This is a genomic window from Paenibacillus xylanilyticus (assembly GCF_013359935.1).
Taxonomy (GTDB): domain Bacteria; phylum Bacillota; class Bacilli; order Paenibacillales; family Paenibacillaceae; genus Paenibacillus; species Paenibacillus xylanilyticus.
Genome location: NZ_JABMCB010000198.1, coordinates 22120 through 43441, shown reverse-complemented (window position 1 = coordinate 43441; position 21322 = coordinate 22120). Strand labels below are relative to the sequence as shown.

Below are 21322 nucleotides of genomic sequence, written 5' to 3'. Positions count from 1 at the left end.
GCCGAAACATGTACCGGGAAATATAACACGTCGTTATGTCCCTATCCTTTTAATTGTGCCACAAAGTTGCGAATTTGCAAAAGTCCGGTCTCACGGGTATCGGGATTCCCAAGAAGAGGAATGGCTTCTTCGACCTGGCGGACGATGGCGCTTCCCACAACAACTCCGTCACAAATGCGGGAAAACCGTTCCACCTGTTCATGGCTCGATATGCCGAACCCTACCGCTACCGGCAGGTCTGTAAAACTTTTTACAGTTTCAATAAAGCTCTCCACCCCATCGAAAAAGGAAGCTCTCTCCCCCGTTACACCCAGTGAAGAGACGCAGTAGATAAAGCCTCGTGCTCCTGTCACGATGCGCTCAATGCGCGCGTTGGATGTAGGGGCCACAAGTGGAACAAGATGCACACCAGCGGCGTCCGCACGGCGGCGCATATCCTCTGCTTCCTCAATCGGAAGATCAGGGATGATCATGCCACTGATATCATGTTTGACAAGCTCATCAAAGAACAGATCGAGTCCGGTTTGCAGCACTGGATTGTAATAAGTAAACAGCACAAATGGCAGTTTCACTCCAGCCTCGCGTGCTATGGCTGCTGTTTCCATGCAGGTACGAATGGAAATCTGGCTTTTCAAGGCCCGCTCGGATGCTCGCTGAATGACAGGACCATCCGCAAGCGGATCAGAATAGGGAACACCAAGCTCCAATATGTCCGCTCCGGCCTGTTCAAGCTCCTTAATAATATCTATTGTGGTCTCCACATCGGGATCGCCAACGGTCAGGAATGGAATGAGTGCTGTTCGATTTTGTTCCTTTAAACGCTGGAAGGCCTGGTCCATCAGGTTCATTTCAAATTCCCTCCCGTATATTTCAAAATGGATTCAACATCTTTGTCTCCCCGGCCCGACAAGCAGATGACAACGATATCATCCGCTGTAAGTTCAGGTGCAAGTTTAACGACCTGAGCAACAGCATGTGCAGACTCCAGCGCCGGAATAATGCCTTCCGTACGGCTGAGCAATTGCAGCGCATCCAGTGCCTCCTGGTCTGTAATCGGTACGTATTTCGCACGTTCAATGTCCTTCAGGTAGGAATGCTCCGGTCCAACTCCTGGATAATCCAGACCCGCAGAGATGGAATGTGCCGGTTGAACCTGTCCATATTCATCCTGAAGCAAATAACTCATGGAACCCTGAAATACGCCGTGTGTCCCTTTACTCATGGTTGCTGCGTGGAATTCAGTGTCCACACCTTTGCCCGCAGCTTCAACACCCACAAGTTTCACATCCTGATCTCCGATAAACGGATAGAACATGCCGATCGCATTGCTTCCGCCACCGACAGCCGCAACGATAACGTCTGGAAGACGCCCTTCGATATCCTGAATCTGTCTGCGTGTTTCATCTCCGATAATCCGTTGAAAGTTACGCACCATCATGGGATATGGATGAGGGCCAACAACGGAGCCCAAAACATAGAACGTATCCTCCACGTTGCTAACCCAATAACGAAGTGCCTCATTACCTGCATCCTTCAGCGTTCGTGTGCCTGATGTCACTGGAATCACTTCTGCCCCAAGCAGCTTCATACGGAATACGTTTAATTGTTGACGCTCTGTATCTTCTTCACCCATAAATACTTTGCACTCAAGACCCAGTAGAGCGGCAACGGTCGCTGTGGCAACGCCATGCTGTCCTGCACCCGTTTCGGCAATGACTTTCTTTTTCCCCATGCGTTTGGCAAGCAAACCTTGTCCGATCGCATTGTTGATTTTATGTGCACCCGTGTGATTCAGATCTTCGCGCTTCAGGTAGATCTTGGGTCCTCCCAAATGGCGAGACAATTGTTCCGCGTGGTACAGCGGCGTCTCCCGTCCGGAGTACTCGCTCAGCAAATAATTCAGTTCCTTATTGAATTCCTCGTCTTGAGAGTAACGACCGTAGGCCTCTTCCAATTCGATTAGAGCGTTCATTAGTGTCTCGGGTACAAAGCGGCCTCCGAAGGGACCGAAACGACCGTGTTGATCCGGCAATTGATGTGTCATGCCTGCTTCACCCTTTCTACAAATGCTGTGATTTTTGCAATATCCTTCACGCCATCAGACTCCACGCCGCTGGAAACATCGACGCCGTCTGGTGCATAGTTCTGTATCAGCTGCTTTACATTATCCGGCTGTAATCCCCCAGCTACAAACAACATAATTCCATGTTGAACTGCCCATTCGGCATAAGCGGGGATACGTTCCCAGGCAAAGGTTTTACCGGAACCTCCTCCGTACAGTGGATCATAAGTGTCAAGTAATATGGCATCCACAACGCCTAGATAAGGATCGAGTACCGTCGCGTCAGTATCGTTCGCTTCCGCTCCCGTTTCATGCTTAGGAAAAGAAAGAGCCTTAAACACCTCGGTGCCAAAGCGCTGCTTCACCTGCCTACAAAACTCCGGAGACTCCTGCCCATGCAACTGGATGACATCCAGGCGAGCCACCTCCATGATACCTTCGAGCTCTTCGAACGTGGGATTCACAAATACTCCCGCCAGTTTCGGCCGCTCTAACGCTGTCCAGTTCATTAGTATCGTTCTTAACTCGGCTGCCTTTTGCGGTTCGATTCGGCGACGGGACTCGGCAAAGACTACACCAATGTAATCAATCGGCAAGTTTATCATCGATTTTAGCACTTCAACGTCCTGAAGTCCACAAATTTTTACTGCCGCTGCTGATTCCCTAGGCGGCCTGTTATCTCTGCCGCCTGTGCCGTCATACTTGAAAGTATTCATTCTTTTGGCCCCATCAGTTCATAGACGGCTGCTTCCACGTCATCCTTGCGCATCAGATGTTCTCCAACAAGGATACCCTGCACACCAGCCTCTATTAGAGATTCCAAACGCTCCGGACCGTCAATTCCACTCTCACTGATTAACGTTACACCATCCGGAATCAATTCCATCAGATCAAGCGTTGTACTCAGACTGGTTTCGAACGTCTTCAGATCGCGGTTGTTGATTCCAACAAGAGTTGCCTGCGGTATCTCCAGTACCTGCTCCAGTTCGGTGCGATCGTGTACTTCAATCAAGGCATCCAGTCCAATGCTTTTAGCAAATAACAGATACTGACGGATCTGCTCCGGTGTCAGTATGCTTGCAATTAGCAAAATGGCATCTGCACCAAGCAGCCTTGCCTCGGCGATCTGGCGCTCATCAATAATAAAATCCTTACGCAGCAGCGGAATATTTACAGACTGATGAATGGCCTGCAAATATTCTCCACTACCTTGGAAGTAGGAGACATCTGTCAGTACAGAGATGCAATCCGCCCCTGCCCGTTCGTAAGCGGAGGCAATTTCTACCGGATGGAAATCCGGACGAATGAGCCCTTTGGATGGTGAAGCCTTCTTCACTTCGGCTATAAGACCCAGTCTCCGGTTCCGTTCCTTCGATAATGCCCGCTCAAACCCACGAGTAGCCGGCAGTGTTTCGATTGCCTTCAAGGCCTCATCCATATGAAACGTTTGAGCCAATACTTCAACTTCTTGTTGTTTCGTTGCTACGATTCGATCAAGATACATGACTGTACGCCTCCGTTGTGTGTATTAACTGTTCCAGTTTCATCGCTGCCCTGCCTGAATCCACAGCATCTGCCGCCATGGATACACCTTCTGCAATGGTCTCTGCAAGACCTGACAGGTAGATGCACGCTCCTGCATTTAAAAGAACGACATCACGGTAGGCACTCCGTTCCCCGCGGAAGATTCGTTTTATAATTTCGGCATTCTGGAGAGCATCTCCTCCAAGAACTGCTTCAAGTGGATGAAGAGACAAGCCCATATTCCGCGGATCAATGTCATACGTATGAACCTCACCATTACGCAGTTCGGATACCTGAGTGGGTGCGGATATGCTGATTTCATCCAGCCCGTCATGACTGGCAACTACGAGTGCTCTTTTTAAACCTAAGCGATTAAGTACTTCAGCAATCATCGGCGTGCGGCTGCGGTCATACAACCCGAGCAGTTGACGATCCGCCCCCGCAGGATTGGTGAGAGGTCCAAGCATATTGAAAATCGTACGTACACCCAGCTCTTTGCGCGGGGCAGCCGCATGTTTCATGGACGGGTGGTACACTTGAGCAAAACAGAAGCAAATGCCGATTTCATCGAGACATTGTCTCGCCTGTTCTCCATTAAGATGAATATTGACACCCAAGGCTTCCAGCACATCCGCACTGCCAGCTTTACCTGAAGCGGATCGATTGCCATGTTTCGCTACACGAACAGAGACTGCTGCTGCAATAATGGCTGAGGCTGTTGAAATATTGAACTTGTGAATACCCGATCCGCCCGTTCCGCAAGTATCCAACAAACCGCTTCCGTCAGTAAGTATTCGACCACCCTGTCCGCGCATCGCTTCGGCAAAACCGGTGATTTCGTCCACCGTTTCCCCCTTCATTCGAAGAGCCATAAGCAACCCGCCGATCTGAGCCGGAGTAGCTTCACCTCTCATGATCGAGTACATCAAGTCACGTGCTTCCGCCTGTTCGAGGTGGTTGCCCTCCAAAATTTTGGCAAGGCCTTCCTTCATCCCTTCGGTTTGGCTATCTGCGGATGCAGATCGCTTGGATTCTTCATTTATCACTGGGTTCATATTCATATCCGGTCTCTCCTCTCTCAGTTCTGTGCAGCAGTGGCTGAAGTTACAAAATAGTCTGCGTTGGCAAGTGTAAGGGTGCTATCCTTCTCTTTAGGCGGAAACATCGCTTCTGCTGTACGAATGGCCTTAAGTAATGCTTTCGCCTTATTGACGGTTTCTTCATATTCATTCTCAGGTACCGAATCCCAAACGATTCCTGCTCCGGCCTGCACATATGCTTTTCCTTTTTTGAAAATGATGGTCCGGATCGTTATGCAGGAATCCATGTTTCCCGAGAAACCAAGATATCCGATAGCGCCTGCATAAGCACCGCGCGCTTCTTTTTCCAGCTCTGCAATAATTTCCATCGCACGCAGCTTCGGTGCGCCGGATACCGTTCCTGCAGGAAGGCAGGAGAGAAATGCATCGAAGAAATCCTTGTCTTCCCTGAGCTCACCCGTGACATTCGAGACCATGTGCATAACGTGGGAGTAACGCTCAATTTCCATGAACATGTCACACTTCACGCTACCAAACTTGGATACCCGGCCCAGATCGTTGCGCCCCAGATCTACCAGCATGAGATGTTCCGCTCGTTCCTTCTCATCCTGCAGCAAATCGGTTGCAAGTGCGCGATCTTCCGTTTCGGTCGCTCCTCTTGGACGTGTGCCGGCAATCGGTCGTGTCTCCACACGATTCCCGTCCACCTTAACCAGTGCCTCTGGTGAGGTTCCAACGATAATTTCGTCATCCATTTTCAGATAATACATATACGGTGATGGATTCAATGTCCGAAGAACACGATACACATGAAGCGGAGAAACTTCGGTATCGATGTGGAAGCGCTGGGACAATACGACTTGAAAGATATCACCAGCACGAATGTATTCCTTGGCTTGCTCCACATTGCCGATAAACTGTTCCTTCGTGAGGTTCGAACGAATATCCCCCAGATCAACGTCTCCCGGTATGGATCGCGGATTCAGGTTTTCCCCTGGTCCTTGCTGCTGCAAACGCTCTGCGGCCTGTTCGAGCTTTTCTGAAGTCGCTGCGTAGGCTTGCCTGATATCCTCATCCGTTGCCCCTTCTTTTACGTGCACATTTCCAACAAGCAGCATTTGCTGTTTCACATGGTCAAACACGATAATCTGGTCACAAAACATGAAACGAATATCATCCATATTCAGATCATCCAGGGCATGGGCTGGAAGCTTCTCATAATACTGCAGCAGATCATATCCAAAAAAGCCAATCGCCCCGCCTGTAAATGGAGGCAGTTCATCATCTTTGGGACTACGATACTTGCGCAGCAGCGCTTTTAATTCTTCAATCGGTTTGCCTGGCAGTTCACGCTTCTGGCCTGCTTCTTCCACTACAATCCGGCCCTTTTTGGCCGAAATCATCAGGAACGGATCGGTACCAATGAAAGAATATCTCGCCCATTGAATGCCGCCCTCCACACTTTCAAGCAGAAATGCCCGGTCGTTGTCAGCATAACGGCGGAAAATTCGGATGGGGGTCTCCATGTCAGCCAATATCCGTTTGACTACCGGAATCAGATTATATTCATTCGACATTTTCAGTACTTGATTAACGTTTGGCGTTATCATCAGATCACGTCCTTTCAGATTAGGTAGAAGGAAGTCATGGGTTATATACAACAAAAAAACCTCTACCATCAGGTAGAGGTTCTGGTTTATAAGCTGTTTTCAACAGGTTCGTGCTTCATAAATAACAAGTCCCTATACATCCACGCCGGATTATCAGATCAGTCTCACGTATGAACGTCATACATCCACCAACCAGCACGTCTTGAAAATGGTATCACAAACCCTCATGCGTCACGATTTCCATTACAAATGTGAAATGGAAAGGTAGCCATAACGAGCTTATACCAAAACAAAACGGTGTCTCTGGACACGTTTCATATGTGGTTCCTGTTTCTTCTAATCCTGTAGCACGACGTACCGCGAATCAGTTGGCCGATATTGTTACTCGGCTACCACCCGCTGGACTCTGCTATATACTCCACTATCTCAGCTGCTCTCAGCTCAACTCATACTCTACTCAACTGGTTCTCACTATACATCATTCAGAACGGTTTGACAACCACTCCATGTTTATGAATTTGAAGGTGCAGCCAAATCAGGGCGCAATGACTGCGCACCATTCAGGTATACATGATTCATTTCATGTTGATCTTTGGCCGTGTTGACATGTACCATGAAACGAATACATTGCGGTAAAGCACCTTGAACAGGTACTTCCAGTGCACACATCAAAGGCACCAGTTCCCAGCCATCCAGTTGACGAATCGCCTTCGCTGGAAAGGCTGCATCCAAATCACCAGTCATTGTAATCCAGACGCTGCAAATATCTTCCGGTTGAATGTCGTTGCGGTCTACAATCTCCTGCAGCAATACCGCCGTTTCCTTCAAAATCTGTTCTTCATTATTTTGCGTGACTGTTGTTGCCCCGCGAATTCCCCGTGTTACCATCGCTATTCAGCTCCCTCTTTAAGCAATTCAATGACATCCCGAACTGCCGATACGGGCACGTCTTTCACAATTCTCGCTGCACCGATCCGATCCGGGATAATGAAGACCATATGTCCTTCACGGAATTTCTTGTCATGCATCATGGCATCCATCAACGCATCCGTATCCAGATGTTTGGGCATGGTCACCGGTAGTCGCAGTGAACGAAGCATGCGTACCGTATCGTCATAGAGTCCCGCGGGTGCACCAAGCTTCTCACCTAGCAAAGCCGATCCGGCCATACCGATCGAAATGGCTTCGCCGTGCAAAAATTCGCCGTATCCAGCTATCGCCTCAATGGCGTGTCCAATGGTGTGTCCCAAATTCAACAGTGCGCGCTCTCCGTTTTCGCGTTCATCCCGAGACACAATTTCCGCCTTGATGCCACATCCGCGTTCGAGTCCGTAACCGAGTGCTTCCGGATCAAGCCCGAGCAACTCTTCAGCGTGCTCTTCACACCAATGTGCAAAAGCTTCGTCCCGAATCAGCCCGTGCTTCAGCATTTCCGACAATCCAGCTGAAACATCGCGCGGCGGCAAGGATTGAAGTGTATCCACATCATAGAGCACAAGCTCAGGCTGATGGAATGCACCGATCATATTTTTGGCTAATGGATGGTTAACGGCAACTTTGCCACCAACACTGCTGTCGTGCGCAAGAATCGTTGTAGGTACTTGAACAAATTTGATTCCACGCATATATGTAGCAGCCACGAATCCAGCGAGATCTCCCACAACGCCTCCGCCTAATGCAATAATGGCCGAACTCCGGTCCAGCTTGCCTTCAATGGCGACCGTCATCATGTCCTGATACACTGAAAGGGATTTTGATGTTTCCCCGGAAGGAACAACTGCCGAAACGACTGTATAGTCAGCCGCTCGCAGCGTTTGTTCCAGACCAGCCAAATACTTGGGAGCCACATTCTCATCCGTAATAATAAGCAGCGGACTTTTTTTCGTCAAACCGTATTGTTCAAAGAATTGCGGCGCCTCCGCCAGCAGACCACTGCCAATCAGAATGGGATACGAGCGTTCCTCCAACTGAACTGTCAGCTGACGCATATTAGTAGTTCTCCAATTGATCGTTGTAGTTGTTATAGTTCGCGCGAATTTCCTCCATGGAATCCCCACCGAACTTCTCAAGGAATGCCTTGGCAATCTCCCATGCGACTACATGTTCCATTACTACACTTGCTGCTGGGACAGCACATGCGTCAGAACGTTCTACCTGAGCTGTGAAGGCTTCTTTGGTATCAATATCTACACTTTGAAGCGGCTTGTACAGAGTTGGAATAGGTTTCATTACCCCACGAACCACAACCGGCATTCCATTGGTCATACCACCCTCAAATCCGCCCAAACGATTGGTTGCCCGATGGTAACCACGTTCCTCCGTGTGAATAATCTCATCATGCACCTGGGAACCGCGAATCGTTCCTGCTTCGAATCCGATACCGATTTCCACGCCTTTGAATGCATTAATGGACATGACACCTTGAGCAATCCGTGCATCCAGTTTGCGGTCGTACTGTACGTGGCTTCCGAGACCGATAGGCACACCTTCAACAATACATTCTACGATTCCCCCGATGGAGTCGCCTTCCTGCTTGATCTGGTCGATGTAGGCTTCCATCTTTTTCTCGGTCTCTGCATCGGTTACGCGAACCGAGGAAGCTTCGGTGACTTCAATCAGTTCATCGATCGGCAGGTCTTGATATGGTGCCTCGATCTCACCGATACGTAATACGCGCCCTGCCACCTTAATTCCAAACTCGGCCAGGAATTGACGAGCGATCGCGCCACAAGCTACACGTACCGTCGTTTCACGTGCACTGGAGCGCTCCAGAACATTGCGGAGATCTTTCAGATTATATTTCAGCCCACCGTTCAGATCGGCATGTCCAGGACGAGGACGATGAACGCGGCGTTTCTCTTCATCACTGCCTTCAATTGGCTCGATGTTCATAATGTTCTGCCAGTGTTTCCAGTCATTATTTTGAACGACCAGAGCTACCGGAGCCCCAGTTGTATATCCATGACGAATGCCGCCCACGAAATTAGCCTGATCTTTCTCAATCTGCATCCGGCGTCCACGGCCATATCCTTTTTGTCTACGGTGGAGCTGGAAGTTCAGTTCCTCAAAATCAATATTCAGATTGCTTGGCAATCCTTCAATAATTGCGGTCAATTGGGGTCCGTGCGTTTCCCCTGCGGTTAAATAACGTAAACTCATAATACGTTCCCCCTTTAAACTGTTAAACTGCACATTGCTAAAATCCCATAATTTCTTTGCTCATTATAGTATAGCTGACCCGCTTTGACAAGAAAGCCGGTCGTTTCCTGTCCAAAAATGAATTTCGAACAGGTTGTGCTACCCGGGTTGGAGGGTACTGGTGCTCACTCCTTAACCCATAAATGTAAATAACCGTCTGGGCACCTGTTCGTGCAATCCAGACGGTCATCGAAATCATTTGAATTATTTTTTGCGATAGAAGAAAGTCTCCGCTGTTTCCAGACCATATTGTCCGGGTGAGAAGATCTGTTCTGTGCTGCCTACAAATAAAATGCCGCCTGGACGCAAACTTGCTGCAAATTTATGATACAACAGGTTTTTGGCTTCCTCGGTAAAATAGATCATGACATTCCGGCACACAATCAGATCATATCCATCGTCAAATGGATCCAGCAGCAGATTTTGCTTCATGAACTTGATTGAGTTTTTAAGTTTCTCATCGATTCGATATACCAGGCCATCCTGTTTGAAATAGCGATTGGCCGTCTCTTTCGGAACATCCTTGAGCGAGCGCTCCATATAACGCCCTTCCTTGGCCTTGGCCAGCGCACCTTCATCCAGGTCACTTGCCGTAATGGAGCTGTCCTTCAGGATTCCCATCGTATCGAGGATCATCGCAAGTGTGTATGGCTCTTCGCCTGTAGAACAGGCTGCACTCCATACCTTCACTCGGCGCTTTGGACCAATCAATTCAGGTAAAATCTCGTCACGCAGCACTTCCCAACGGTTGGGGTTGCGCCAAAATTCCGAAACGTTAATCGTCATACGATCGAGAAACTCGTAAAACAGAGATTTATCCTTTTGCATGGCATCAAAAAAAATAGAAAATGTATGAAACCCGTTTTTGTTGCGAAGTGTGGTCAGCCGTCTCTTCATCTGGCCTTCCTTGTATTGAGCAAGATCAATGCCTGTGCTCTCTTTGATTTTCCGAATAAAACCGGCATAATCCGGGTCTAGTTGTTCCTGCTCCAGCATCGTATCACCCTTCTGGCTAATAAATTACAACCAGGCTGCGATGCTCTTGTCGTACGTCACCAATTCATCTGAAGTAAAGAAGTTTGCTGCTTCACGAGAGGCACTTTCCGGGGAATCAGCTCCGTGAATCAGGTTATGCGGTGTATGGCTCGCAAAGTCTCCGCGGATTGTACCGGGAGCAGCCTCCTTCACATTGGTTTTGCCGATTACGATGCGCGCAAGTGCCACAATGTCGTCGCCTTCCCAAACCATCGCAAATACAGGTCCAGATGTGATAAATTGCACCAGATCATCGAAAAACGGTTTTCCTTCGTGTTCCGCATAATGGCGTTTGGCCTGATCCTCAGTCATCTGGACCAGTTTCCCTGCCACCATTTTAAACCCTTTGTCTTCCAGACGGCTAATGATACGCCCTATCAAACCACGCTGCACACCATCCGGCTTCACCATCAAAAATGTACGATCCATACGCTCACTCCTCACTCACGGTTCAAAGTTAGTTCATTATGTAGACGCAATCACTTTGATTGTAACATACATGTCCATTTCCTCCCAATGAGGAATCTCACATCTATGTCTTTGGAGTAATCCCGAGCAGCAAGCAACATGATTCGTTTACTTATTAATGAGTACGCTTGACTACAAAATGTGCGATGTCACGCAAATTTTTGTTGGTCTTGATATTAGGCAGCTGATCCAGAGCATCGAGCGCTTTCTTCATATATCGGTCAGCCAGTGCTTCTGCTTTAGCGATTCCTTGACTTTGGCGAATCATACCAATTGCATCCGAAGCACTTGCCCGTCCCTCCTCACGCTGAACACGTGAAATCTCGTGAAGCAGCTGCTCACGAAGATCCGGTTCCTGAAGAGCGTAAAGCACTGGCAGCGTAATATTTCCCTGCTTCATATCACTGCCTGGAGGTTTGCCCAATTGTTTCTCCGTACCCACCAGATCAAGAACATCGTCCTGAATTTGGAAAGCCATACCGACATTATATCCGTAAGTGTAGAGCAGTGAGGACACATGTTTCGGTGCACGTGTGGCTAGAGCTCCAAGCTGGCAGCTGACTGCAATCAGAAGCGCCGTTTTGCGGCGAATCCGCAGCAAGTAGTTACGAACACTTTGTCCTGTGTTGAAAAAGTCGCGAATCTGTTCCATCTCACCGATGGACATCTGCACCATCGCCTTGGCGAGAATGCGATGAATGGCTGGTTCGGACAGACCAGCTGTCAACTGAAGTGCTTTTCCATAGATATAATCACCGGTGTACATGGCAATCCGATTGTCCCATTTGGACTTGACCGTTGGTTTGCCTCTCCGCGTTTCCGCATTGTCGATGACATCATCATGTACCAGGGAAGCTGAATGGATCAATTCCAGTGGTACCGCAATTAGCTTCAGGCGTTCAATGTCGTATGTACCATATTTCCCGCCGAGCAGCACAAATACCGGACGTAAACGTTTCCCACCTGCCTTGAGCAAGTGAAGTGAAGTTTCGCTAAGCAGCTTTTGATCTCCCTGAACGCTGCGATACAATTCTTTCTCAATGTAATCCATGTCTTTTTTTAGTAATCCGAAAATATCCAATAGTTTCATTCGTTCACCCGTGTCAGCGTATTATCAGTCCATAAATCCATGCTTACCTTCCCCTCCAGCAAGTCGGGCCTGCAGGCATAACGAAAACCAGGGCTTGCCGTTCCTGCTTGATTTCTTCTAAGTCGTACCACATTTCTTCGAGTGTCATGGCAGACACCCGGGAATTAAACTCTGCGACTTGTTCTGAAACAAAAAGTACAGAAGTTGCCGGAGCATGGGTCAAGGCTGTGGTTTCGCCGAGACTCTACCATCAGCGCTCACCAATACCCCGGGATTCCGGGGCGACCTGTGTGTGTTGCCCCCCATGGATAAATATCCGTTGTAGGAACACCTTTGCTAGCCCCGTTTATCCGGTTCTCCCCATCTTGCAAACAGTTGATGTTGAATGCGCAGGCTGTCCAATACCTTACCTACCAAAAACATAATCAACTCTTCCATCGTCTGAGGTTTGTGATAAAAAGCCGGCATGGCCGGAATCATTCGAACACCAAGGCGAGAGAGCTTCAGCATATTCTCCAGATGGATCGCATGCAGAGGTGTCTCCCGTGGGACCAGAATCAGCGGCCTTGCCTCCTTCATCATGACATCCGCAGCGCGGGACATCAGATTATCCGACGACCCCTGCGCAATGGAGGACAGCGTTCCCATGGAGCACGGCATGATAATCATGCCATCAGCCAGGAAAGATCCACTTGCAATCGAAGCGCCTATATCACTTACAGGATGATAGATCCACGAGCCGCCAAGGCCACCAAATTTTTCTTCCAGCATGCCTTCACGATCCGTGACATCCCAATCCATTTCTTCTTTTAGTACCCGCCAGCCCGCATTAGATATCACCAGATGAACAGTGTAATCGAGGCTCAGCAGTGTTTCAATCAGTCTTATGCCATAAATACTTCCGCTGGCTCCGGTAATCCCGACAACAAGTCGTTTATTGTCCAGCTGTTGCATGTCTATTTCACCGCCAGATCAATCAGGGTAAACGTAAATACAACCAGACTCAGTACACTATTCATGGTAAAGAAAGCCGTCTGTACACGACTCATGTCATTAGGCGAAACAATATAGTGCTCATAGAAAAGAATACCATATGTGATCAGCATGCCTGCGCCATACCACCAGCTCAGATCTGTCATCAACAGAAGGGCCAAAAATCCGATGGCTGTAATCACATGAAAGAACTTGGCAATGTTCAATGATTTGATGAGTCCGAATCGGGAAGGAATCGAATGAAGCCCCTCTTCCTGGTCAAACTCCAAATCCTGACAAGCATAAATAATATCAAACCCTGCGGTCCAGAACACTATCGTAACGTACAGCACAATCGCTGTCCAATCCATTGTACCGGTAACAGCAACCCAGCCCCCAAGCGGAGCAAGACCAATGGTCATCCCGAGAACAACGTGGCAGAGCCATGTGAATCGTTTGGTGTACGAGTACAATACCAGCATAAATACTGCGATTGGCAGCAGCTGCATTGATAACACATTAAGATTGGATGAAGCCCAGAACAATAATACAAATGAGACAACAATAAAGATGACAACCTCACCGTTCTTCAACAAACCAGCAGGGATGGCCCGCATTGCTGTCCGCGGATTTTTGCCATCGATCGCTTGGTCAATCATGCGATTGAGTCCAAATGCCGCACTGCGTGCACCTACCATGGCCAGCAGCACCCACATAATCTGCATCCAGGTTGGGAACGTATCGTTCACGACCATAGAGCCAAGAATTGCACCCATAAATGCAAAAGGCAAAGCAAAAAGCGTATGTTCAATCTTGATCATTTCTAAAAAGATGCGAATTTTCCTAAACATGCTGATTCTCCTTGGTTCCAATATGCAGTGCCGCGATGCCTCCGGTCAGAGGATAGGCCTGCACTTGCTGCAATCCGGTTTCTTCAAAAATGTGGGCCAGTTCCTTCCTTCCCGGAAATAATGCCAATGAATCCGGCAGCCACTTGTACTGCTCATAACGTTTGGCAAACAACTTGGCAAGATTCGGCAATACTTGTTCAAAATAAAAATAATAAATGCCTTTAAACGGTTGCCAGGTTGGCTTGGACAATTCCAGACACACCACCATGCCACCCGGTTTTACTACGCGTTTCATCTCGGACAGTACCTGTCTCAGATCAGGCACGTTACGAAGACCAAACCCAATGGTTACGTAGTCGAATGAATTGTCCTCAAAAGGAAGTGACATTGCATTCCCCTGAACAAGGGTTATCTGCTTCTGACGGTTTGCTGCAGTCACCTTGGTCTGTCCAACTTCCAGCATATTGCTGCTGAAGTCCAGCCCGTGCATGTGACCCGTTTCACTTGCCTCTGCCATGGCGAGGGTCCAGTCACAGGTACCACAGCACAGATCAAGCCCTGTATCCCCTTTGGACATGTTCATTTTTTTCATCGTGAATTTGCGCCAGGCCTTATGCCTGCGGAAACTCAGGATGTCATTCATAACATCATATTTTCCGGCTATACTTTGAAAAACCGAATGGACAAACTCTTCTTTCGGTTTCGTCTCTGCGCTCCCCATTTGTCTCCCCCTCAATCTTCCCTTACTGCTGCATGCGAAGGCTCTAGATAACCCAGATAGGTTTCCAGGATGGCTTGCACATCATGTAGCCCCCGCTGATCGTTCTCTTCCTGCAGTAACAGCTGTATGCGGTGTGTACTCTCACGAAGCCTGTCCAGCAAAATCTCATCCATTCGATATTTGAGTACCATGCCGCCATATGCCCGCGCATCAGGCTCTGACTGGCGAAGGATGTTTCGCTCGTCTTCATTGCCTTGCTCGTATATATACCAGAAGGCATAGCTATGATTAAAGCTCTTCTCGTTACTGATCCGCTGCAGTTCTTCCACAACGGTTTCACACAAGCTAAATTCAGAAAGAAGACTTTCCCACAGCTTTTGTTCCTTTTCTCCAATCATGTCCGCAAAAGAAAGAAACAGCTGCATCTTCAGCTGTACCGTTTCACGCAAGTATTCTTCAGCCGAAACGAGAAGCTTTTTCATCCGATCATACAGAGTCATCTTGCGTACGTTGACTTCAGATACTGCACCACTGAGCTTGCCGATCATTTCAATCCGACCAGCATGAGCAAGAAGCTGATAAAATCGACTGCTCAAGTAATCACCAGCAAGCACATTCAACTGACGCGAACGCATCTCCTGCTCTTTCCGATCCCCGGAGATCGTATCAATTCGATCATGCGTATCCATCGCCAGCTGGACGAGCGAGGTTGCAAGAGCATACAGCTCATCATGCCCCTTTTCATCTGTGCGGCCCACAAACACCTGCAGCAGACGAGCCCGGCTATCCGGAAACGGTGGTATTTCCGTATGTTGTCGAATCATGTCGTAATCCGTATATTTTTTTGCTAGTTGGGGTACGCGATATGAGTTCATTCTCAGCCTCCGAGCCTTTGCATTGTTAAACCATTTCTGCACTACAATCTTATATATTATAGCATATGTTGTTCGGCCACGCACTGAATCCTGCTATTCTATTAACCTTCGTTCAACATTTCGAATTGCTTCTTCCACAGGTCGGTCTCCATAATATGAAACCATTCTTTTAATTCACCAGATATGACAGGGCTTTTCCAGTTTCGCAGCGCGTCAATGGCATCCGTTGGCCATTCATTTCTCCGAATATCAGCAGCCAGCAGCAAATGTCTTTTGTGCAGCCATTCATCCTCTGCCATTACACGCAGCAAAACTTGCTCCACGTTATCAAGACTGTGAAATCCAAGCTCGGCTACTGCCGCCATGTTGGCGTAAATCTCGGTGTAACTCGTTTCGGTCCCGGTCACTTTCAAATCGAGTTTCAGAATAGACTGCTTCCACTCCACTTTTGCAATCGGTGTAGTTAAATGCATGGAGCTCAGCACATCTACCAGATTCTCGTCTGACAACTCCTGCTTTTGCTCAGCGGCAGTGACGGGCTGAGCCCGCTCTCCACCCAGTGTTCGCATATGTAAGGTTTGCACGGCAACTAGCAGAAAAACTGCCGTAACCGTTGCCAGCAGCGAAGCTGTCACGATCATCCGCGGTTTCATAAATGCCTCCCTGCCCATACCTGTTAGTGTAGTCTGTCCGGTAAAGGCTCATACCTCATTGTACAATGAAAAAAAGCAGGCTATGCCTGCAATTTCCCATAAATATCAGAAGTATATGCTGCAACGACTCCACTCCCTGATATCGCAGAAAGACTTTGGTTAAATGTACTCTGACTATTTGGTAAGAACCTCAAGTATTGTTTTTTTATTCTGATTCAATTTGGCCATGCTTCGTGATCATCGTAGCCTTGCCCCGGATTTTGATCGCTGAAGTATGATTGGTAAACTGGGCAATCATGACTTCTCCCTTGTCCAGCTTCTCGGTATGATGAAAACGTGTATCCTGACCTCGAGTCAAACCGATAACCTGAACTCCGTTCTCCTCTGCCTTAATGACAATGTAATCACTGCCGGTTGGATGGTCCATACGTAACGTCCCCTCTCCTAGTTCTTCAATAGCGTTAATGATGATTAAGATTGATTCATTTGTCAACTGAGTGTCGCTTGTAAAAGCTGCAATATTCTATGTGAACCGGGTCATACTACAGAATACATGGCACAGAAAGGAGCCTCTGCATGAAGTACACCCCTGCAGCTTTGACAGAAGAGCACATTCATCAATTAAAAGAAATAGAACAGCACCTTTCGGATGCAGCAGGAGAGGACCTGGTTTTGATCGCTTATGCACAGCATCCGGATGACCCTGAGGATACAAAAAACAGTGGAGCACATCGTTAGAGGGCAAAAGAAAAGGCCGTGAACAAGTCACGGTCTCTTCTTTGACATATGGAATATGTAGAAATCTTATTTAATTCCGTCTTTGAGCGCTTTACCTGGTTTGAATGCAGGGATTTTGCTCGCAGGAATTTCGATTTCTTCACCTGTTTGCGGGTTACGTCCTTTACGTGCAGAACGCTCGCGAACTTCGAAGTTCCCAAAACCAACCAATTGTACTTTGTCTCCGCTTTGAAGAGCCTCAGAGATTGCTTCGAATACGGCATCAACCGCTTTCGTTACATCCTTTTTGGACAATTCAGTCGCTTCAGACACGTGTGTAATCAAGTCTGATTTGTTCATTTGTTTTCACCTCCTGAATCAATGTCCTGAATGTTATACTGTGTTTCCGTTTTATAGCGAAATATACGTTCATACGCAAAAAATCTACGTACATCTTGAGCGTGATGAACACAAATCTCCGCCTGCGGTCAACAGTCATTTCCGGCAGAATGTCGCCTGAAACCAAGCGCGTTCCAGACGCGGAACAAATTTTATACTAATACAGACAGCACACAATTTCAAGTGCGGTTGCGGTTTAGCACGTAAAATGTCACTGCCAGGGCAAGAACGAGGACGCCGCCTTTTACAATATCATGCGTAAAATACTGGACATTCATCATCGTCAAACCATTCACCAGTACACCAATCAGGACCGAACCTATGAAGGTTCCGATAACATTAGGTTTACCCGCACCAAAGACAGAGAACCCTACAAACACAGCGGCTACGGATTCCATTAACAACGGAGATCCAGCATCAATTTGCCCAGAACCCACTTTGGATGCATAGATGATTCCCCCAATTGCAGCAAACACGCCAGCTGCCACATAAGCAAGTGTCCGCACTTTTTTTACCTTGATTCCGGATAGACGTGCAGCCTCTTCATTGCCTCCTGTGACGTACATTTGACGCCCATATTTCGTGTAGGTCAAAAAGATATGAACACCAATGACTGCAATCAGCAGAAGAATGACCGAAATGGGCATTCCAAGCCATTTTCCCTGACCAATCAGAAGGAATGTTGGGTCCATCTCTCCGGCAGCCTTACTGCCATCAGGAAATTGCATGTGATTATAAATGGTATAACCTTGTGCGTACGTTTTGTGGATCCCGCCGATAATATACATGGTCGCCAGTGTTGCCAGCAGATCAGGAATGCGCAATTTTACGATCAATAAGGCATTCAGCAGACCAATCACTGCACCGATCACCAGAGGGACAATGATGACAACAGCCAGAGGCTGCTGGTACCAAATCATTAACGAAGCTGTTACGACTGTTGTCAATGAGACGGTTGCGCCTACCGATAGATCAAATCCGTCCACAATGAGAGATAACGTCACACCAATCGCAACAAATGTGACGATTGAAATTGATCCCAAGATGTCAGTCAAGTTACTGTACGTAAAAAAGTAAGGCAATTTGATGCCAAAAAAAGCAATAACTCCGATAATAACGATAATTGCCCCATAACGGAACGCAAAATCCATTGATTTGTCCTTCATGTCTGCACCTCTTGTCCACCGCTTGCGTAGTATAGCAGCTGTTCTTGGTTGGTTTCGCCCCGTTTAAATTCTTTTACGATTTTCCCTTCGCACATCACTGCAATTCGGTCCCCAATGCCGAGTCCCTCGTCCAGTTCGCATGTAAAATAGATGACAGCCTTTCCTGCCAGAGCGAGCTCATTAATGATACGGAAGATGTCACTTTTGGCACCAATATCGACACCTTTGGTTGGTTCGTCAAATATAAAAACATCCGCATCCGCATTCAGCCATTTGCCGATAGCCACTTTCTGCTGATTGCCTCCGCTCAAGTACTTCACTTCCTGACGTACCGAAGACGTCTTAATCCCAAGCTGTTTGACCAGCGTTTCCGCATTTTCCCGCTCCTGTTTCCGGCTGACGAATCCGAACGTGCTAAGACGTCCAAGCAAAGGCAGACTCAAATTCCGTTCCACATTTTCCTGAATGAGAATCCCCTGTTTGCGGCGTTCTTCGGGAACGGAAACGATGCCTAATGCTGCTGCATCCGCAGGCTGGGAAATACGCAGCTGACGGTCCTGTAGCCGGATTTCCCCTTCCTCCAACCGGTCTGCTCCAATCAGAAGGCGGGAGCATTCCGTTTTACCAGCACCGACCAGGCCCACAACAGCCAAAACCTCACCGCGGTGTACAGACAAGTCCACTCCTTTGACCTTGAACCCTCGGCGAAGTCCCCGAGCTTCAAGCAGCACCTCGCCAATAGGTGCTTCTGTCTTCGGAAATTCCTCTTCGAATGGTTTGCCCAGCATTTGTGTGACCAGATCGTTCACAGTCAATCCGCGTGCCTCACTCGTAAATACATGCTGACCGTCTCTCATGACAGTCACTCGGTCACAATGCCCCGTCACTTCGGCAAGACGATGGGTAATAAAAATGCAAGCCACTCCCCGCTCTTTTAACAAATGGACAATCCGGAAAAAGGCATCGGTTTCTTCCTGACTCAGCGGAGCAGTCGGCTCATCAAATATGATCACCTTTGCCTCCTGGATCAGAATTCGCGCCAGCAAAATCATCTGTTTTTCTGCAAGTGTCAGATCGGCTACCTTTTTCTGAACGGATATATTCGCCCCCAGTTCCTTTAGCGCTTCTTGCGCCCGCTGCTGGAGCTTACGGGGGCTTTTCCACCATCCACCAACGGGTGATGCCAATTGATCCAGCATAATGTTCTCCGCAGCCGTCAGTTGGGGAACCAGTGCAGCATCCACCTCCTGATAGACACAATGAATTCCGTTTGCCTTGGCATCCCCGGGAGAATGCAGACGTAAATGCTCTCCGTTTAAACGAATCGAGCCCTGATCCAGCTGATAGGCACCCGAGAGAATTTTCATCAAGGTACTTTTCCCTGCTCCGTTAGCGCCCAGCAGTGCATGAATCTCTCCACCTTTTACAGTGAAATCAACGTCTTTAAGTGCAGGAATGCCCGCAAACTGCTTATGGATATGTTCCATTTGAAGCAATATCGGCGCAGTTGTCATGATGTCGACCTCCAATCCCTCCCCTAAGGGGTCTTGCTATCCTTATAAACCTAAGGCTTCAAATCGATTCTAAAAAAGCGCACCTTGCGGCGCGCCTCTCTTACGCTGCTTTATTTAGCAGTGATGCCGTATTCCTTCATCCAATCCTTGATACCTTGCGTGCTTCCTCCCCAACCTTCAACGTATTGGGATAATTCAGACGTAGAAATTTGTGTCTCTGGCAAAGCTTCACGCTGAACATAGACCGGATTGAGGACCACCTGATCTTCGGTCTCATCCCCGTTCAGTTTTTGATAAGCATAACGAACCTGAACTCGGCCAATGTCTGTCGGATCTACCGCTGCGGAAGCAATCCAAGGATTTTGGGGATCCTGTATCATTTGCAAATCCTCGTCACTCATATCAATACCGTATACTTTGATTTCATCACGACCTGCTTGCTGAATCGCGCGCGCCGCGCCTTTGGCAAACTCATCCCACGCAGCCCACACGGCAGTGATTTCGCCTTTTGGATACTGCTTCAAAATCGCTTCCATTTTGGCTTGCGTATCCAGCGCCGGGTTTTGTGCCGAGCCAAATGTGGCAATTTCCTTGATGTCGGTATTTTCTTTCATAAATTCACCGTAAGCAATCTGACGACGCTCCATAGGTGCAAATCCAGCAACCCATACTTTGACAATGTTGCCTTGTCCATTGATATCCTTTTTCATTTGTTCCAGCGTAAGCTCAGCCATCTTCTGGTCGTCCTGAGACAACACGGTTGCTCCAGGCACTTGAATATCAGCATCAAATACAACTACCGGAATCTTTTGCTCAACCGCTTTTTTCACACCCGGTTCCAGAAGTGAATCTCCGTGATCCGTCAAGATTGCATCAAACTTCTGGTTGATCGCGCTGTCCAGCAGTGAAACCATCTTGGCTTTATCATTATCGGCAACAAACGTAGTCAGCTCACCGCCGAATTTTTCAATTTCCTCTTTGACGCCTTGCACATATTGTTGTGAGAACGTGCCTGTGTTAAATTCCATAATCAGTGCAATTCGCTTGCCGCTCAGAGGTCCCGTTACCGCCTCTGTCTTGGGCTTGTCCTCTGATGCTCCCGAAGCTGGAGTTGCCGCTGGTTCTTTTTTGATCCCGCAAGCGGACAGTGCCAATGTAAATACAAGCAGAACACTTAACCATACCCATTTCGTATCTTTCTTTTTCATCTCTGTCTCCCCCTAATCGCACTCTCTCTGTGACCTTGATCACAATAGTTGAGTATTAATATAACGGCTAATCCCTAGTATGTAAATGGGTTTTAACAATTTAAAGCTAAAACTCGCTAAGTTTTTTCGGAGGCAATGATTTATACATCCAAATTACACCTAATAGGGAAAATAACAGCATAAGAAAAGACCACAAGGATAATCCCTGTGGTCTTTTGA

23 protein-coding genes are annotated in these 21322 nt (G+C 48.0%); 1 reads left to right on the top strand and 22 read right to left on the bottom strand.

The features are described from left to right. Positions 1 to 41 precede the first annotated feature (41 nt). The 18 genes from trpA to mtrB form a co-directional block, all read right to left on the bottom strand. Positions 42 to 848: a tryptophan synthase subunit alpha gene (gene trpA, locus HP552_RS23700; protein WP_175397859.1), complete on the bottom strand. Its 807-nt coding sequence runs from the start codon at positions 846 to 848 to the stop codon at positions 42 to 44. Then, on the bottom strand, positions 845 to 2044 hold the full coding sequence (gene trpB, locus HP552_RS23695) for a tryptophan synthase subunit beta (RefSeq protein WP_175397858.1): 1200 nt from the start codon (positions 2042 to 2044) through the stop codon (positions 845 to 847). Before trpB ends, trpA begins: the two co-directional genes overlap by 4 nt. Then, the gene (locus HP552_RS23690) at positions 2041 to 2778 is read right to left on the bottom strand and encodes a phosphoribosylanthranilate isomerase (RefSeq protein ID WP_175397857.1); all 738 of its coding nucleotides are present in this window, start codon (positions 2776 to 2778) and stop codon (positions 2041 to 2043) included. Before HP552_RS23690 ends, trpB begins: the two co-directional genes overlap by 4 nt. Next, on the bottom strand, positions 2775 to 3566 hold the full coding sequence (gene trpC, locus HP552_RS23685; protein ID WP_175397856.1) for an indole-3-glycerol phosphate synthase TrpC: 792 nt from the start codon (positions 3564 to 3566) through the stop codon (positions 2775 to 2777). Before trpC ends, HP552_RS23690 begins: the two co-directional genes overlap by 4 nt. Continuing rightward, a complete protein-coding gene (trpD, locus tag HP552_RS23680; RefSeq protein ID WP_175397964.1) occupies positions 3556 to 4578 on the bottom strand; it encodes an anthranilate phosphoribosyltransferase in 1023 nt (340 codons plus the stop codon). The genes trpC and trpD overlap by 11 nt, the downstream gene beginning before the upstream one ends. An 86-nt stretch (positions 4579 to 4664) precedes the next feature. Continuing rightward, positions 4665 to 6236 carry an anthranilate synthase component I gene (gene trpE, locus HP552_RS23675; protein ID WP_175397855.1) on the bottom strand — a complete coding sequence of 524 codons (1572 nt, stop codon included), beginning with the start codon at positions 6234 to 6236 and terminating at the stop codon, positions 4665 to 4667. A 510-nt stretch (positions 6237 to 6746) separates the two neighbouring features. Further along, on the bottom strand, positions 6747 to 7124 hold the full coding sequence (gene aroH, locus HP552_RS23670) for a chorismate mutase (protein ID WP_175397854.1): 378 nt from the start codon (positions 7122 to 7124) through the stop codon (positions 6747 to 6749). Between the two features lie 2 nt (positions 7125 to 7126). Continuing rightward, the gene (aroB, locus tag HP552_RS23665; protein ID WP_175397853.1) at positions 7127 to 8224 is read right to left on the bottom strand and encodes a 3-dehydroquinate synthase; all 1098 of its coding nucleotides are present in this window, start codon (positions 8222 to 8224) and stop codon (positions 7127 to 7129) included. 1 nt (position 8225) lies between these two features. After that, positions 8226 to 9395, bottom strand: a complete 1170-nt coding sequence (gene aroC / locus HP552_RS23660) for a chorismate synthase (RefSeq protein WP_175397852.1) — start codon at positions 9393 to 9395, stop codon at positions 8226 to 8228. A gap of 243 nt (positions 9396 to 9638) precedes the next feature. Continuing rightward, on the bottom strand, positions 9639 to 10430 hold the full coding sequence (locus HP552_RS23655) for a CheR family methyltransferase (RefSeq protein ID WP_175397851.1): 792 nt from the start codon (positions 10428 to 10430) through the stop codon (positions 9639 to 9641). 24 nt (positions 10431 to 10454) lie between these two features. Then, positions 10455 to 10898: a nucleoside-diphosphate kinase gene (gene ndk / locus HP552_RS23650; protein ID WP_175397850.1), complete on the bottom strand. Its 444-nt coding sequence runs from the start codon at positions 10896 to 10898 to the stop codon at positions 10455 to 10457. A gap of 154 nt (positions 10899 to 11052) precedes the next feature. Then, entirely contained in the window at positions 11053 to 12027 is a 975-nt protein-coding gene (locus HP552_RS23645) for a polyprenyl synthetase family protein (RefSeq protein WP_175397849.1), read from the bottom strand. Positions 12028 to 12363: 336 nt separating this feature from the next. Next, the gene (locus HP552_RS23640) at positions 12364 to 12981 is read right to left on the bottom strand and encodes a UbiX family flavin prenyltransferase (RefSeq protein ID WP_175397848.1); all 618 of its coding nucleotides are present in this window, start codon (positions 12979 to 12981) and stop codon (positions 12364 to 12366) included. Positions 12982 to 12983: 2 nt separating this feature from the next. Continuing rightward, complete coding sequence (locus tag HP552_RS23635; protein WP_175397847.1) at positions 12984 to 13850, bottom strand: UbiA-like polyprenyltransferase; 867 nt, start codon at positions 13848 to 13850, stop codon at positions 12984 to 12986. Then, positions 13843 to 14571 (bottom strand): demethylmenaquinone methyltransferase, encoded by a 729-nt coding sequence (locus HP552_RS23630; RefSeq protein ID WP_175397846.1) that lies wholly within the window; start codon positions 14569 to 14571, stop codon positions 13843 to 13845. The genes HP552_RS23635 and HP552_RS23630 overlap by 8 nt, the downstream gene beginning before the upstream one ends. A gap of 11 nt (positions 14572 to 14582) precedes the next feature. Then, positions 14583 to 15446: a heptaprenyl diphosphate synthase component 1 gene (locus HP552_RS23625; protein WP_175397845.1), complete on the bottom strand. Its 864-nt coding sequence runs from the start codon at positions 15444 to 15446 to the stop codon at positions 14583 to 14585. 101 nt (positions 15447 to 15547) lie between these two features. After that, positions 15548 to 16099, bottom strand: coding sequence for a hypothetical protein (locus HP552_RS23620; protein ID WP_175397844.1), 552 nt, complete (start codon positions 16097 to 16099; stop codon positions 15548 to 15550). 205 nt (positions 16100 to 16304) lie between these two features. Beyond that, on the bottom strand, positions 16305 to 16526 hold the full coding sequence (gene mtrB / locus HP552_RS23615) for a trp RNA-binding attenuation protein MtrB (protein WP_095292880.1): 222 nt from the start codon (positions 16524 to 16526) through the stop codon (positions 16305 to 16307). Positions 16527 to 16675: 149 nt separating this feature from the next. Here mtrB and HP552_RS23610 point away from each other — a divergent pair, with 149 nt between their 5' ends. Next, a complete protein-coding gene (locus HP552_RS23610) occupies positions 16676 to 16837 on the top strand; it encodes a hypothetical protein (RefSeq protein ID WP_175397843.1) in 162 nt (53 codons plus the stop codon). Between the two features lie 66 nt (positions 16838 to 16903). On the opposite strand, the gene hbs is transcribed toward HP552_RS23610, so the two are convergent. From hbs to HP552_RS23590, 4 genes are all read right to left on the bottom strand, one after another. Next, positions 16904 to 17176 carry a non-specific DNA-binding protein Hbs gene (gene hbs, locus HP552_RS23605; RefSeq protein ID WP_024630670.1) on the bottom strand — a complete coding sequence of 91 codons (273 nt, stop codon included), beginning with the start codon at positions 17174 to 17176 and terminating at the stop codon, positions 16904 to 16906. Between the two features lie 218 nt (positions 17177 to 17394). Continuing rightward, entirely contained in the window at positions 17395 to 18381 is a 987-nt protein-coding gene (locus HP552_RS23600; RefSeq protein WP_154895605.1) for an ABC transporter permease, read from the bottom strand. Beyond that, positions 18378 to 19895 carry a sugar ABC transporter ATP-binding protein gene (locus HP552_RS23595; RefSeq protein ID WP_175397842.1) on the bottom strand — a complete coding sequence of 506 codons (1518 nt, stop codon included), beginning with the start codon at positions 19893 to 19895 and terminating at the stop codon, positions 18378 to 18380. Before HP552_RS23595 ends, HP552_RS23600 begins: the two co-directional genes overlap by 4 nt. A gap of 110 nt (positions 19896 to 20005) precedes the next feature. Then, positions 20006 to 21103: a sugar ABC transporter substrate-binding protein gene (locus tag HP552_RS23590; RefSeq protein WP_175397841.1), complete on the bottom strand. Its 1098-nt coding sequence runs from the start codon at positions 21101 to 21103 to the stop codon at positions 20006 to 20008. Between the last annotated feature and the right edge of the window lie 219 nt (positions 21104 to 21322).